At 32.4% G+C, this 14,132-nt stretch carries 12 protein-coding genes; 3 read left to right on the forward strand and 9 right to left on the reverse strand.

The genetic code is table 11. The annotated features are described in order from the left end of the window. Nucleotides 1–162: 162 nt before the first annotated feature. From ffh to C7448_RS11745, 4 genes are all read right to left on the reverse strand, one after another. A complete protein-coding gene (gene ffh, locus C7448_RS11730) occupies nt 163–1,491 on the reverse strand; it encodes a signal recognition particle protein (protein WP_115901576.1) in 1,329 nt (442 codons plus the stop codon). A 171-nt stretch (nt 1,492–1,662) separates the two neighbouring features. Then, on the reverse strand, nt 1,663–2,217 hold the full coding sequence (locus tag C7448_RS11735; RefSeq protein WP_115901577.1) for a DUF1572 family protein: 555 nt from the start codon (nt 2,215–2,217) through the stop codon (nt 1,663–1,665). 6 nt (nt 2,218–2,223) lie between these two features. Further along, nucleotides 2,224–2,691, reverse strand: coding sequence for a peptide-methionine (R)-S-oxide reductase MsrB (msrB, locus tag C7448_RS11740; protein ID WP_115901578.1), 468 nt, complete (start codon nt 2,689–2,691; stop codon nt 2,224–2,226). Beyond that, nucleotides 2,688–3,560 carry an alpha/beta hydrolase gene (locus C7448_RS11745; RefSeq protein ID WP_115901579.1) on the reverse strand — a complete coding sequence of 291 codons (873 nt, stop codon included), beginning with the start codon at nt 3,558–3,560 and terminating at the stop codon, nt 2,688–2,690. The genes msrB and C7448_RS11745 overlap by 4 nt, the downstream gene beginning before the upstream one ends. A gap of 132 nt (nt 3,561–3,692) precedes the next feature. On the opposite strand from C7448_RS11745, the gene C7448_RS11750 reads away from it, so the two are divergent. Both C7448_RS11750 and C7448_RS11755 read left to right on the forward strand, forming a co-directional pair. Then, a complete protein-coding gene (locus C7448_RS11750; protein ID WP_115901580.1) occupies nt 3,693–4,502 on the forward strand; it encodes a M48 family metallopeptidase in 810 nt (269 codons plus the stop codon). Nucleotides 4,503–4,569: 67 nt separating this feature from the next. Beyond that, entirely contained in the window at nt 4,570–5,865 is a 1,296-nt protein-coding gene (locus C7448_RS11755) for an MFS transporter (protein ID WP_115901581.1), read from the forward strand. On the opposite strand, the gene C7448_RS11760 is transcribed toward C7448_RS11755, so the two are convergent. The 5 genes from C7448_RS11760 to C7448_RS11780 form a co-directional block, all read right to left on the reverse strand. After that, nucleotides 5,866–7,488, reverse strand: a complete 1,623-nt coding sequence (locus tag C7448_RS11760) for an RluA family pseudouridine synthase (RefSeq protein ID WP_115901582.1) — start codon at nt 7,486–7,488, stop codon at nt 5,866–5,868. A gap of 42 nt (nt 7,489–7,530) precedes the next feature. Continuing rightward, nucleotides 7,531–9,303: an AMP-dependent synthetase/ligase gene (locus tag C7448_RS11765; RefSeq protein ID WP_115901583.1), complete on the reverse strand. Its 1,773-nt coding sequence runs from the start codon at nt 9,301–9,303 to the stop codon at nt 7,531–7,533. Between the two features lie 72 nt (nt 9,304–9,375). Continuing rightward, nucleotides 9,376–11,148 carry an AMP-dependent synthetase/ligase gene (locus C7448_RS11770; RefSeq protein WP_115901584.1) on the reverse strand — a complete coding sequence of 591 codons (1,773 nt, stop codon included), beginning with the start codon at nt 11,146–11,148 and terminating at the stop codon, nt 9,376–9,378. A gap of 66 nt (nt 11,149–11,214) precedes the next feature. Then, complete coding sequence (locus C7448_RS11775; protein WP_115901585.1) at nt 11,215–11,916, reverse strand: LytR/AlgR family response regulator transcription factor; 702 nt, start codon at nt 11,914–11,916, stop codon at nt 11,215–11,217. Further along, on the reverse strand, nt 11,909–13,039 hold the full coding sequence (locus tag C7448_RS11780) for a sensor histidine kinase (RefSeq protein ID WP_115901586.1): 1,131 nt from the start codon (nt 13,037–13,039) through the stop codon (nt 11,909–11,911). Before C7448_RS11780 ends, C7448_RS11775 begins: the two co-directional genes overlap by 8 nt. A gap of 208 nt (nt 13,040–13,247) precedes the next feature. Here C7448_RS11780 and C7448_RS11785 point away from each other — a divergent pair, with 208 nt between their 5' ends. Next, entirely contained in the window at nt 13,248–14,129 is an 882-nt protein-coding gene (locus tag C7448_RS11785) for an ABC transporter ATP-binding protein (protein ID WP_115901587.1), read from the forward strand. The last annotated feature ends 3 nt before the right edge of the window (nt 14,130–14,132 follow it).

A 14,132-nucleotide genomic window follows, 5' to 3' on the forward strand; every position in this document is an offset into this window, starting at 1 on the left:
CTCAATACAATTTATCTTCCTTTTAGTTAGAAAAATCACTCGACATGACATAGAAAGAACTTAATAGTTTTAAAATCCATAAATACAGTTTACTGAATACTGTTTATTTTGGCACTGTAAACTAAATAAAAAAAGACAGGCAGCAGCCTATCTTTTTTTATTTTATTTCATGCCTTTCATCATTTGCATCATTTTTCTTCCGCCTCCGCCTTGCATCATCTTCATCATCTTACTCATCTGATTAAATTGCTTCATCAATTGGTTAACTTCTTGTACCGAAGTTCCGGAACCTTTTGCAATTCGTTTTTTGCGACTCGCATTAATCATGGAAGGGCTAGTCCTTTCTACTGGAGTCATGGAGTGTATAATAGCTTCAATACCTTTAAAAGCATCATCGTCAATGTCAACATCTTTCATTGCTTTACCAGCACCAGGAATCATTCCAACTAAATCTTTCATGCTACCCATCTTTTTGATTTGTTGAATTTGACTTAAAAAGTCATCAAAACCAAACTGATTTTTAGCAATCTTCTTTTGTAATTTTCTAGCTTCGTCTTCGTCGTATTGTTCTTGGGCACGCTCAACTAACGAAACAACGTCTCCCATTCCTAAAATACGATCTGCCATACGGCTTGGGTGGAATACATCAATTGCATCCATTTTTTCACCCGTACCTATAAATTTAATCGGTTTATTTACTACCGATTTAATTGATATTGCAGCACCACCTCGTGTATCACCATCTAATTTGGTTAGTATAACTCCGTCAAAATTCAACACATCGTTAAAGGCTTTTGCTGTATTTACAGCATCTTGCCCTGTCATAGAATCTACTACAAATAAGGTTTCTTGTGGAGTTACTGCTTTGTGGATGTTAGAAATCTCCGTCATCATTTCTTCATCAACAGCTAAACGACCCGCGGTATCAATAATCACCACATTTTTACCGTTTGCTTTTGCATGCTTAATAGCATTTTGAGAAATTTCTACCGGATTTTGATTTCCTTCTTCAGCATATACCTCAACACCAATTTGTTCTCCAACAACGCGTAACTGATTGATTGCAGCAGGACGATATACATCACATCCTACTAATAAAACTTGTTTGCTTTTTTTAGTTTTAAGGTAGTTAGCTAATTTACCAGAAAAGGTTGTTTTACCCGAACCTTGTAAACCAGACATTAAAATAACAGTAGGTGAACCTCCTAAGTTAATACCAACGGTATCACCTCCCATTAATTCGGTTAATTCATCCTTAACCAATTTTACCATTAATTGCCCAGGATTTAACGTTGTTAATACGTCTTGACCTAAGGCTTTTTCTTTAACTGTTTTGGTAAAATTCTTAGCTATTTTAAAGTTAACATCGGCATCTAATAAAGCTCTACGAACTTCTTTTAGAGTTTCCGCAACGTTAACTTCGGTAATTTTTCCGTGTCCTTTCAGCGTATGTAACGCTTTATCTAACTTTTCGCTTAAATTATTAAACATGTATCGGCTTCATTTTTTAGAGGCACAAATTTAGCTATTAGTTGTTAGTTTTTAGCAATTTGTTAGCAGATTTTTTCGCTTAAATAGTATAAAAGTGTGTAATTTTTTATAAGAAGTAAGGATAACACCCTTTTTTTGTAGTTTTCTTATCGGTATTGATAGGGGAGGAAGCTACAGATCATCCGTAAAATGTTTGCGGCTTTTTTCTTCGCTAAATTTTTCTTTGTTATAGTTTTTTGAAGCATTTTTAGGAATGGACAAGGGGGTCCAGTTTTCGTTTTGTACCATTTTACTTAAAAATACAATTTGACCAATATGGTATGGGTAGTGGCAAATTTGACGATTAATTGCTTCGGTTACTGTATGTCCTTGGTTTCTTATGTAGATGATTTTCTCTAAGTCGTCTTCTTTTAAAGAGTTGATAGTGTTTAAGAAACAGTTCCATCCTTTTTCCCAATAAGCAATCATTTCTTCTTTGGTTGTAAAGGTGTTTACAAATTCATCATCTCTATTTCTCCATAATTTTTCTCCATCTTCAGTAAAAAAGTTGGTCCAACGTGATAACATATTACCAGCAATATGCTTAGCTATTACAGCTATAGAGTTACTTTCTTTATTGTATTGATAAAAAAGTTCTTCTTGTGTGAGTTGATCAAAGGTTTTATCTCCTAAACTTTTATAGTAGGTTATTTGTTTTTTTATACTATCTAAGTAAGAGTTTTGCATGGTATATTATTTTTTTGGAATAAACTCCAAAGCAACTCCATTAATACAGTGACGTTTACCTGTAGTTTCTTTAGGTCCATCGTTAAAAGAATGTCCTAGATGTCCACCACAAGTATTGCATTTTAACTCTGTTCGAGCATATCCTAGTTTATAATCTGTATCTAGTTCAACATTTCCTTTAATAGCTCTATCAAAAGATGGCCAACCACTACCTGAATCGTATTTGTGTTCCGATTTATATAGTGGAGTTTTACAGGCAGCACAAGCATAAACTCCTTTTTTCTTATTATAATTTAATGGACTTGAGTTAGGGCGTTCAGTACCTGATTTTCTAAGTACAAAATATTGTTTTGGGGTTAATAACTGTTTCCACTCACTATTAGTTTTGCTTACTGTATATTTTTTCTTGTTTTGAGCATTTGCAGTAGTACTAAATGTTACTATTAAAAGGAATAAAATAATTAATTTTCTCATGGTTCTTGAATTATAAAGTCAACAATTTTGGAAGCTACTTTTGGATTACGAAGAATTCTGGTGTGTCCTAACCCTTCCGTAATTAAAAGTTTTCCATTCTGTAAGTTTTGACGTATTGCTATTGCACAACTTACATCAACATCGCCATCAAATGAATCATGAACTACCAGAGTAGGTATTTTTATACTTTTAGCTTGAACGCTTGAAGAGTGTGTATCAATATCTCGTTGCCATTTTTTATCAAAAAAATGCTTCATTTTGCGAGCTATGATAGGTTTTACTTGTAAATTCTTAGTGAAGTTTAAAATAACATCTGATATTTTATCCGCAGCACCAACAGTTACCAACTTGTTTACAGCAAAATCTTCAGCAAGAGCATTATACAAACATACCCCACCAAAAGAATGTCCTATGGCAGCGTCAAATGGCCCAAACTGTTTGTTAAGTTCAGTAATGGTTTCTAAAAACTCAGGCATTTCAGTAGTTTTTCCTGTAGATTTTCCATGTGCGGGTCCGTCAAACGAAATAACCATATAACCTTTTTCTAATAATTTATCAGCAATCATATATAATTGAGTGCTTCTTCCTGCCCAACCATGTACCCATAATACTTTTTTAGTTGAATAACCATATGATAGTACTTCAATATCTCTTGAAATGGATGGCACATTTATTGTTTTTTTTTGAGCACTCTCTAACATTACTTTTTCTCTTTTAGGAATAGAAAAATTAACAGGAGTTGTAAAAAGTCTAGCACTAAATTTTGCAGCTTTATTGGTAGATATAAACTGTAAAGTTTTAACAGAAAGAATAACAGGTTTAGGAATTTTAATACTTGGTACAGCTGTTTTTGAATGCGTAAAATTCATGAATTAGTTTTTAAGATAAAGATAGAATTTGTAGCTTTAAAGACATAATATATTATCAAGTTTGTGACAAATAAGTTAATTTTGTGTCATAAAAGATACAACCAAGAATATAGAACTTTAAACTATTAAATAATGAAAAAAATTATAGCCCTAACATTTTTAGCTGCTTTTTTAGTAGAGTGCAGCACAGTGCCAATTACGGGAAGAAAAAGATTAAATTTTGTAAACGATGCTCAAATTTTACCAGCTAGTTTTGCACAATACAAAGGGTTTTTAGAAGAAAATAAATTATCTACTAATAGTGCTAAAACAAATCAAATTAAACGAGTAGGGAAGAATATTTCTACAGCTGTAGATCGTTTTATGAGAGCTAATGGTATGAAAACTGAAGCAGATGCTTATAGATGGGAGTTTAATTTAGTTGAAGATAAAACGGTAAATGCATGGTGTTTACCTGGAGGAAAGGTAGTTTTTTATACAGGAATTTTACCAATTTGTGCTAATGAAGATGGAATTGCAGCTGTTATGGGGCACGAGGTAGCTCACGCATTTGCAAAACATGGACAAGAACGTATGTCTACAGGTCAATTACAACAATTAGGTGGAGTAGCTTTAGCTTTAGGTACTCAAAACAATGAAAATGCTGAAATGTGGAATATGGCATATGGATTAGGTACGCAAGTAGGAGTAATGTTACCATTTAGTAGAAATCACGAAACTGAAGCTGATAAATTAGGATTGGTTTTTATGATTATGGCAGGATATAAAGGAGAAGAAGCTGCTGAAGTATGGGTACGAATGAGTCAACGTTCAGGAGGAGGAGCTCCACCAGAGTTTATGAGTACACACCCGTCTAACCAAACTCGTATTCAAACGTTAAGAAATTTTTTACCTGAGGCTAAAAAATTAGCAGCAAAATACAACGTGCCTACGAGTAAATAAGATTGATAAATTATAGTATATTGCAAACCGTTCATGTTATATGAGCGGTTTTTTTATTAGAATTTATATGTACAAAATAGGAGATAAGAAGTTAATTAACGGATGGGCATTTTACGATTGGGCCAACTCAGTATATTCATTGGTAATTAGTACAGCAGTTTTTCCGTTGTATTACAGTGGGGTAACTGAAGGGAAAATTGTAAGTTTTTTAGGAATGGATTGGGAGCACCCAGATAGTTTATATAGTTATGCTTTATCATTTTCGTTTTTAGTAGTAGCTTTTATCTCTCCAATTTTATCGGGTATTGCAGATTATACGGGAAGTAAGAAAAAATTTATGAAGTTTTTCTGTACACTAGGAGCATTATCGGTAATGAGTTTGTATTTCTTTGAAGGAATAGATACCGTATGGATAGGAATTTTATTTACAGTTTTAGCAAGTATAGGTTTTTGGGCGAGTTTGGTATTTTATAATGCTTATTTGCCTGAGGTAGCGCATCCAGAACAACAAGATAGAGCTAGTGCTAAAGGTTTTGTGTATGGGTATATTGGTTCTATTATTTTACTATTAATAAACTTAGCTATGATTATGTTTCCTGAAACTTTAGGTATTAGTGCAGGAATGGCATCTAGAATTTCTTTTGTTATGGTCGGTTTATGGTGGTTAGGATTTGCTCAAGTAACCTTTAAGCGTTTACCAGGAAATGTATATAACAAAAAACCTGAAAAAGACTATATATGGAAAGGTTATAAAGAATTACAAGTAGTGATTAAAGAGTTAATGAACTACCCAACTTTAAAACGTTTTTTAATTTCTTTCTTCTTATTAAGTATTAGTGTACAAACTATTATTTTAATGGCGGCTATTTTTGGTTCTTCAGAATTAGGATTGCCTCCTACGAGTTTGATTATTACTATTTTATTGGTGCAAATCGTTGCGATTATAGGAGCTATTTTATTTTCAAGACTTTCAGAAAAATGGGGAAACATTACAGCTCTAAAAGTAACTATTGTAGTATGGATGTTAGTATGTTTTTGTGCTTTTATGTTAGATAAATCACAAGAACATGTAGCTGTTTATTTCTACGGACTAGGAGGTTTATTAGGGTTTGTACAAGGAGCTATACAAACTTTAACACGTTCTACCTATTCTAAATTATTACCAGAAACAGAAGATCATGCTACGTATTTTAGTTTTTATGATGTTACTGAAAAAATAGCCATTGTTTTAGGAACAGCTGTATATGGAACATTAAATTGGATTACAGGTTCTATGCAATGGAGTGTGTTGTGTTTAGCAATTTTCTTTTTAGCCTCGTTTATCATTTTAAGTACACTTAAAAAGACAAAATACGTAGAATAGCTAAAAAGGAACAGGAGAAGTAAAACTGACTTGTTTTTTTGAAGTAGGATGTACAAATGTGATTTTTTCAGCATGTAAGTACAACCTATCTGCTTTCTTTCCGTATAGATCATCACCTATAATAGGAGTGTTTAATCCTAAATGATGTGCAGCATGTACACGTAACTGATGGGTGCGCCCTGTTACAGGATAGAAGTGTACTTTCGTTTTGTTGTTTAAAACTTCAACGGTTTCCCATTGAGTCAACGCTTTTTTTCCATGTTGATAACATACAAGCTGTTTAGGACGATCGTTTAGATTTACTCTTAGTGGTAACTCAATAATCCCTTTTTTATCTTTTAAAACACCTTCTAATAAAGCTACGTAACGTTTTTGTACAGTTTTATTAATGAATTGTACCTGTAGAGCTTTATAAGTGTCTTCATTTTTTGCTATTAATAGTATTCCAGAGGTTGACATATCTAAACGATGTACAACCAAAGGTCCAGTAGCATTTGGATATAACTTTTGAATACGGCTAAACACGGAGTCTTTTATTTCTTTTCCAGCAACTGATAATAACTCATGTGGTTTGTTTATGACTAATAAATCTACATCCTCATAAATAACTGAAATCTCTTTTTCTTCTTTTAATTGAGCAACTAACGGGTTTTCTTTTACCGTTACTCCTTGTAGCATGTGTGTTAAAATAGGTTTACACTTACCAGTACATGCAGGATAATAGTTTTGATGTTTTCTGATGGAAGTTAGCAAAGGTTTACCCCACCAAAACTCAGCCATACAAACAGGCTTTAATTGGTGTTTATACGCGTATTGAAGTAACTTAGGAGCACAACAGTCACCTGCACCTGCAGGAATATTTTGTGTAGTGTCTTTAAAAATAGCTAAAAGGTTTTGACTTTCTCCTTGATAGTTAAGAAAAGCATACTTTTTGAATATCTCTTGCTGAGTCCAAGCTGAAAGATTTGCACGTTGCTCTTTTAGCTGATCAACTTGCTGTTGTTTTGTATGATATGTTTTTTTTAGTGGAGCTATTTTATCGTTTAAATACACTTCGTATTCGCGTAAGTAAAACTCTTCATTTATATTTAGCTGATTGTTTTGTTGTCCTAGTTTTTTTCTAAGTTTTCTCCGTTGTTTAATTTTTGATTGTTCATCAGCTAAAAGCTTTTCGTATAGCTGTTTTGTTTTTTGATATACTTTCTTCACTTCAGTAAATTCAGAAGCATTTTCTAAGCTTACTATTTTATGAGTTAACTCATTAAGTTGTTCTTCTGTTTTAAGGTAGAATTCGTTTGTATCTAACACATCAAATACTGGCGGAACAAAATGTTGGTGTTGTGTACTATCAGCTAATTTTCCTGAAAAAGCAGCTAAATACCCTAAGGTTCCATCTTGTTGTTGTACAATCAAAACTCCAAACATTTTTCCAAGTACTTCTGCATCCTCAGGGGTTTTGATTCCGAAGTTGTGAGAAAAGTGATTTTGGTTTGTTAAATACTCTTGTAATTCTTCAGCAGCTATTTGGGCTAGGATATGAGGATAATAATTATAAGGATAATCGAATTTTTTAGGTAATTCAATGTTAGAAATATCCGAAGAAAAAGAAATGAGTTTTGTCATGTTAAAAAGAAAAAAGTGTTGCTTTCACAACACTTTAAACGATTACTGTCTGTAAATCTTATCGTATAAGTCTTTGTAAATATCTTTTATTATTTTTCGTTTCATTTTCATAGTAGGAGTAAGGTGACCACTATCAATAGACCATTCTTCTGGGGTTAATTCAAACTTTTTAATAGTTTCCCATTTTCCAAATTTAGTGTTGGCATAATCTACTTCTTCCTGAATACGTTCTATTACTTTAGGATTACTTACTAAATCTTTATTGTCACCTAAAGTAACATTATGTCTTTGCGCCCATTCACGTACAAACTCGAAGTTTGGTTGAATAAAAGCTGAAGCCATTTTTTCTCCTTCACCAATAACCATCACTTGTTCTATAAAGCGAGATTGTTTTAATTGCCCTTCTAACAATGGTGGAATAATATATTTACCACCTGAAGTTTTAAACATTTCTTTGGTACGTCCTGTAATTTTTAAGAATCCATCTTCACATAATTCACCTTTATCACCTGTGTGGAAATATCCGTTTTGTAATGCTTCAGCAGTTTTTTCAGGATCTTTGTAATACCCTTGCATTACGTTTGGACCTTTTACTAGAATTTCTCCAGTATCGGCAATTTTAACCTCAACACCATCAATAAGCCTACCTACAGTCCCTAATTTGAAGCCACCATCGCGCATATCATTTACAGCAATTACAGGAGAAGTTTCAGTAAGACCATACCCTTCCATTACAGGCATTCCAGCAGCTGTAAATACCCTAGTTAAACGTGGTTGTAATGCGGCAGAACCTGAAACCATTATTTTTAATTCTCCACCTAAAGCAGCTTGCCATTTAGAGAAAATAAGTTTGCGAGCAATGCTTAGTTTCTTTTCGTACCACCAGCCATTAGCTCCGTATGGTTCGTATTGTAAACCTAATTCTATAGCCCAAAAGAATAATTTCTTTTTAACTCCTGTTAATTCAGCCCCCTTAGCATATATTTTATCATAGATTTTTTCATAAAGCCTAGGTACAGCAGTCATTACATGAGGTTTTATTTCTTGCGCATTTTCACTTAATTTATCAATAGCTTCAGCAAAATAAATAGAAATACCACAGTATTGATATAAATACAAAATCATACGTTCAAAAATGTGACAAACAGGTAAGAAGCTTAGAGCTCTACCTTGACCGTATTCTAACGGAACACGTTTTTCACTGCTTAATACATTTGAAACTACATTTTTATGACTTAACATAACTCCTTTAGGACGTCCTGTTGTTCCAGAAGTATAAATTAAGGTGGCTAAATCGTCAGTTGTAATAGCATTTTTACGCTCTTCAACTTCATTTTGATTGCTGTCATCTTCACCTAAGGTTAAAATTTCTTGCCAGCTTTTTTCTCCTTGGATGTCATCAAAAGTAAAAATTCCTTTAAGCTTTGTATTTCCTTTTATTTGGTTTAGCTTTTCTAAGATGGTTTCATCTGAAACAAAACAATAAGTCGCTTCAGAATGATTTAAGATATATTCGTAGTCTTCTTTGGAAATAGTTGGATAGATTGGAACGTTTTGAGCTCCTGTTTGTAATATTCCAATATCACAAATATTCCATTCAGTTCTATTGTTAGTTGAAATTACAGCAACTTTATCATTAGGTTGTACTCCTAATCGTAATAAACCTCTACTTATAGCGTTGGCTTTTTTTATATATTCGTTTGTTGATATAGATTGCCATTCACCATTGTATTTAGTGATAAATGCTTTTTCTAAATTATATTTTTCTTGTTGATAATAAGGAAAGTCAAATAAACGAGTAATTTCAATCGACATATGTTCAAATTTTTGGGCTTTGCAAAGTATGAAAAATACCCCGATTGCACAAGTTGTAGTTTACTGGTTGATTTATTGAGGATTATATATTTTTTGGTATAAACTATTATATTTTTCTAAGATAATTTTTCGTCTCATTTTCAATGTCGGAGTTAAATGCCCCGAATTTATAGTCCATTCATCAGGGGTAATTTCAAAACGCTTTATTTGTTCCCATTTACCAAACTTTTCGTTACAAAAGTTGATTTCTTTTTGAATTCGTTCGATTAGTTTTTCGTCGGAAGTAATATCCGTTATTGTATGATTGTGTCTTTTCGACCATTCTTGAACAAACTCTGAAGCTATTTGAATAAGTGCAGCGGGCATTTTTTCTCCTTCACCTATCACCATAACTTGTTCTATAAAACGAGATTTTTTTAGCTCACTTTCTAAAATAGCAGGAGCTATGTATTTCCCTCCAGAGGTTTTGAAGATTTCTTTTTTTCTATCCGTAATCTTTAAAAAGCCCTCATTATCTAGTTCTCCAATATCTCCTGTATGAAAGTAGTTATCTACAATTGACTCACTAGTTTTTTCCGGAGACTTGTAATAGCCTATCATTACGTTTGGACCGTTAACTAAGATTTCTCCATCTTTAGCTATTTTTACAGTTACATTTTCAATTATCTTTCCAACAGTTCCTATTTTAAAACCGTTGTTGCGCATATCAGTAACAGAGATAGCGGGCGAGGTCTCGGTAAGTCCATAACCTTCATAAACAGGTATTCCTGCTGCTGTAAATATTCTTACTAATCTAGCTTGTGTTGGAGCACTTCCCGCCAGCATAAATTCTAATTGACCTCCTAGGGCTTCTTTCCATTTAGAAAAAATAAGTTTCCGCGCTATGGAAAGTTTGAACTCATACCACCAACCATTTTCTTTATAAGGTTTGTATTGTTCACCTAATTGCAATGCCCAGAAGAACAATCGTTTTTTTATTCCAGTTAGGTTACTTCCTTTATCAACGATTTTATCAAAAATTTTTTCTAACAACCGAGGAACTACAGCCATAAAGTGAGGTTTTATTTCACGTAAACTCTCTCCAACCTTTTCTATGCTTTCTGCGAAATGAATTTCAAAGCCCATGTATTGACAATAGTATGAAGCCGCACGTTCAAAAATGTGACAAATGGGTAAATAGCTTATTACTCTTTTTTGATTGCCTTGTAAATTGAGCCTTTTACCAACAGCAAAAACATTACTAACAATGTTATGGTGTGAAAGCATAACCCCTTTTGGAGTTCCAGTAGTACCCGAGGTATAGATAATTGTAGCTAAGTCAGATGGTTTTATAGTTTCTTTTAATTCATTCACTGTTGTTTGATGGGTTTCATCTTTACCAAGGCTTAGGAAAGAGTTCCATCCATAGTTTGTCTCTAGTTCTTCAAAAGTAAATACTTTTTTAAGCTGTGTTTGCCCTTGAACTTTGATTACTTTTTGGTAGAGTTCATCATCAGAAACAAAACAATACATACTATCGGAATGGTTTAAGATATAAGCGTAATCTTTTTCTGAAAAAGTAGGATATAAAGGAACGTTTACTGCACCAATTTGCATAACTCCAATATCTAGCAAATGCCATTTTGGTTGATTTACAGAAGTAATTACTGCTATTTTATCTCCAGGGTTCACTCCAAGATTTAATAAAGCTTTACTTATGATGTTAGCATCTTCAATATATTTTTTAGTAGAAATACTTTTCCATTCATCATTCTCTTTAGAAACTAAGCAATCTTGTTGCGGATAGTTTTGTAATTGGTGGTATGGAAAATCAAAAAGGCGCGTAACTTTTGAAGATATATGCATGTAGTTAGTTTTGATGATGCATAAATCTATGAAAATAAAAGAGATAAATGAAAAATAAAATTACTCCTAATTGTAGAGTTTACCAACGGTGCTTTTATAGGTTTGACCAATGGGTACTTTATGTTCGTGGATAATGATACGATTACCTTCTATAAACTTTATTTTATCAATAGCAACAATAAATGATTTATGTACTCTTAAAAAGAGAGTAGTATCTAATATCGATTCATAATGAGAAATCTTTTCGTGGCTTACAATCATTTCATCGGCTAAAAATAGCTTCGTATAGTTTCCGTAAGCTTCTATAAATAACAAATCACTTAAATCAATTTGATGGTGTTTTTTGTCTCCTTTGATAAAAAGTCGAGTATTTGTTTGATTTGTGTTTATTATTTCTTTGTGAATGATTTTTTCTGATGATATATCAGATACTTTATTAACGGCTTTTACCAAACGGTCAAAACTAAAAGGTTTTAAAAGATAATCTACAACATTTAATTCAAACCCCTCAATAGCATATTCCTTATAAGCAGTTGTGATAATGGTTTTTGGTGGATTGGATAATGTTTTTAAAAAGTCTAAACCTTTTAGCTTAGGCATGTTTATATCCAAAAACATAAAATCAACGGTGTTTTCATTTAAAAACTGCATAGCTTCCATAGCATTGTAACAACTTTTTTCTAATTGTACATGCGGTAGCATGCTGCAAAACTCGGTAATGATTTCATGCGCTAAAGGTTCATCATCAATAATTATATATTTAAGCATGCTTAGGAGTTTTTAACAGTGTTTTGTAGATATTATTCTTAGAATCAATAATTAATTCGTGCTGTTGATTGTACAACAAAGATAGCCTTCTTTTTAAGTTTTGTAAACCAATTCCACCAGTGCTATTTCTTTCGTTAGGATCAAAATTATTTTCTATTTCAAAGTAAATGTAATCAGTATCTTCATACAGGTTAATGTGTATGAAAGCGTTTTTTGTAAGTGTTTCTATACCATGTTTAAAAGCATTTTCAAGCAAGATGATATAGAGTAATGGAGGGACAGTTAAATTAGTATCAGTGTCATGATTAAAGGTAATTTCTACTGTTTTTTTATATCGTATTTTATGTAATTCGATGTAATTTTTCAGGTATTCTATTTCTTCTGAAATTTTCACTCGTTCCTTTTCTCCATCATAAATAGTATAGCGCATCATGTCAGATAGTTTTAAGATAACTTCTGGTGCTTGTGGGGAGTTTTTTACCGTTAATGCATACAGGTTGTTGAGCGTATTAAAGAAAAAATGAGGATTCATTTGTGTTTTTAAGAGTGATAATTCTGTATTAGATTTTTCTTTTTTTAACTCTTGTACCCATTTCCATTGCTCAAAAATCCAAAGAAAGAAGAAGATTGGAATGGGTAAGAAAAAAATGTAGAAAGGTGTTTCTTGCTTAACTTTTAAATAAGCTTCTAAATCACCAGAAAATAATCGTAGATAAAAAAAGTATAAGAGTAACGGTGTATATAGAAGAGCTATAAATTTCCAATATTTTTTTATGAAGTTAGGCACTAAAAAATAGGCAAGTCCACACCAAAATACTATTAATAAAATGAAGGTGATAGGGTTGTCTGGGAGTTTCATAAAAGAATCAATCAAGACTGTAATAAAAAGCAATACAAACAGAGTAGTAATACCTATTACAGCTTTCTTTTTCCTTTTTAAGTATTGATAATTATGTAAAGGCAAGCCTATAACTAATGCCCAAAAGACAGTAATCACAATAACTTCACCTGGTTGGTCTCTCGGAATATTTATTAAATTGAGATAGTCCAATAAAACGAATATTGGGACTACAATTATAAATCCGATAAAAAAGGCGTTGTACTTCTTTAAAAAATCAATCATACACCAAAATTACTCATGTAAAACTGTTCTCACAATTATATTGACAAACACTATTGTTTTTAATACCAATAAGTAGTTTTTTTAGTCGAACATAGGTTAGCAATTAAATGAGTACTATGTATGCTAAAAATACCAAGGTATATCATTTTTAATTTTTACGGAAGGGAAGATACTAGAGATTTGTTGTAAACAAAAAAACGAATCTCATATGAATACATTAACTATAACAAACCTTACCAAGACATATTCTAACGGAGTTAAAGCACTAAACGGAATAAATTTAAATATTTCAAACGGAATGTTTGGTTTGTTAGGTGCTAACGGAGCAGGAAAATCTTCTTTAATGCGTACCATAGCTTCTTTACAAGAGCCTTCTTCTGGAAAAATTGTATTTAATGACTACGATATTATTAATACCCCTCATGAAATAAGAAAAGATTTGGGTTATTTACCACAAGAGTTTGGTGTGTACCCTAAAATATCAGCTGAAAAATTGTTAGACCATTTAGCTATTTTGAAGGGAGTTACAAACAATACAATGCGTAACAACCAAGTGACCTCTTTATTGCAGCAAGTAAACTTATATCAGCACAGGAAGAAATCGGTACATACATTTTCAGGAGGAATGCGGCAGCGTTTTGGAATTGCTCAAGCTTTATTAGCAAATCCAAAACTAATTATTGTTGATGAACCAACAGCAGGATTAGACCCTGAGGAAAGCAATCGATTTTTAAACCTTTTAAGTGAAATAGGAGAGAACGTAATTGTTATTTTATCTACTCACATAGTAGAAGACGTTAGAAACTTATGTACTAAAATGGCAATTCTATCAGAAGGGCAGATTATTTCTCAAGGAAATCCAAGAGAATTAGTAGCCGGTATACAAGATAGCATTTGGACTAAAATTATTGCTAAAAGTGATATTGAACATTACAAAAAGGCCTATGATGTTATTTCAACCAAATTAGTATCAGGAGAAACACAAATAAGAGTCTTCTCAGAAACCACTTTATCTAATGGATTTGAAAAAATCAATCCAAACTTAGAAGACTACTACTTCGCTACATTATTTCATCAAAAAAACGCCTAATCT

It is taken from the genome of Tenacibaculum gallaicum (assembly GCF_003387615.1).
Lineage (GTDB): Bacteria > Bacteroidota > Bacteroidia > Flavobacteriales > Flavobacteriaceae > Polaribacter > Polaribacter gallaicus.

Bases quoted from the DNA above. Each gene is read 5' to 3' on its own strand.
- ffh (WP_115901576.1), bottom strand. From the start codon at position 1,491: ATGTTTAATAATTTAAGCGAAAAGTTAGATAAAGCGTTACATACGCTG.
- C7448_RS11735 (WP_115901577.1), bottom strand. From the start codon at position 2,217: ATGCAAAACTCTTACTTAGATAGTATAAAAAAACAAATAACCTACTAT.
- msrB (WP_115901578.1), bottom strand. From the start codon at position 2,691: ATGAGAAAATTAATTATTTTATTCCTTTTAATAGTAACATTTAGTACT.
- C7448_RS11745 (WP_115901579.1), bottom strand. From the start codon at position 3,560: ATGAATTTTACGCATTCAAAAACAGCTGTACCAAGTATTAAAATTCCT.
- C7448_RS11750 (WP_115901580.1), top strand. From the start codon at position 3,693: ATGAAAAAAATTATAGCCCTAACATTTTTAGCTGCTTTTTTAGTAGAG.
- C7448_RS11755 (WP_115901581.1), top strand. From the start codon at position 4,570: ATGTACAAAATAGGAGATAAGAAGTTAATTAACGGATGGGCATTTTAC.
- C7448_RS11760 (WP_115901582.1), bottom strand. From the start codon at position 7,488: ATGACAAAACTCATTTCTTTTTCTTCGGATATTTCTAACATTGAATTA.
- C7448_RS11765 (WP_115901583.1), bottom strand. From the start codon at position 9,303: ATGTCGATTGAAATTACTCGTTTATTTGACTTTCCTTATTATCAACAA.
- C7448_RS11770 (WP_115901584.1), bottom strand. From the start codon at position 11,148: ATGCATATATCTTCAAAAGTTACGCGCCTTTTTGATTTTCCATACCAC.
- C7448_RS11775 (WP_115901585.1), bottom strand. From the start codon at position 11,916: ATGCTTAAATATATAATTATTGATGATGAACCTTTAGCGCATGAAATC.
- C7448_RS11780 (WP_115901586.1), bottom strand. From the start codon at position 13,039: ATGATTGATTTTTTAAAGAAGTACAACGCCTTTTTTATCGGATTTATA.
- C7448_RS11785 (WP_115901587.1), top strand. From the start codon at position 13,248: ATGAATACATTAACTATAACAAACCTTACCAAGACATATTCTAACGGA.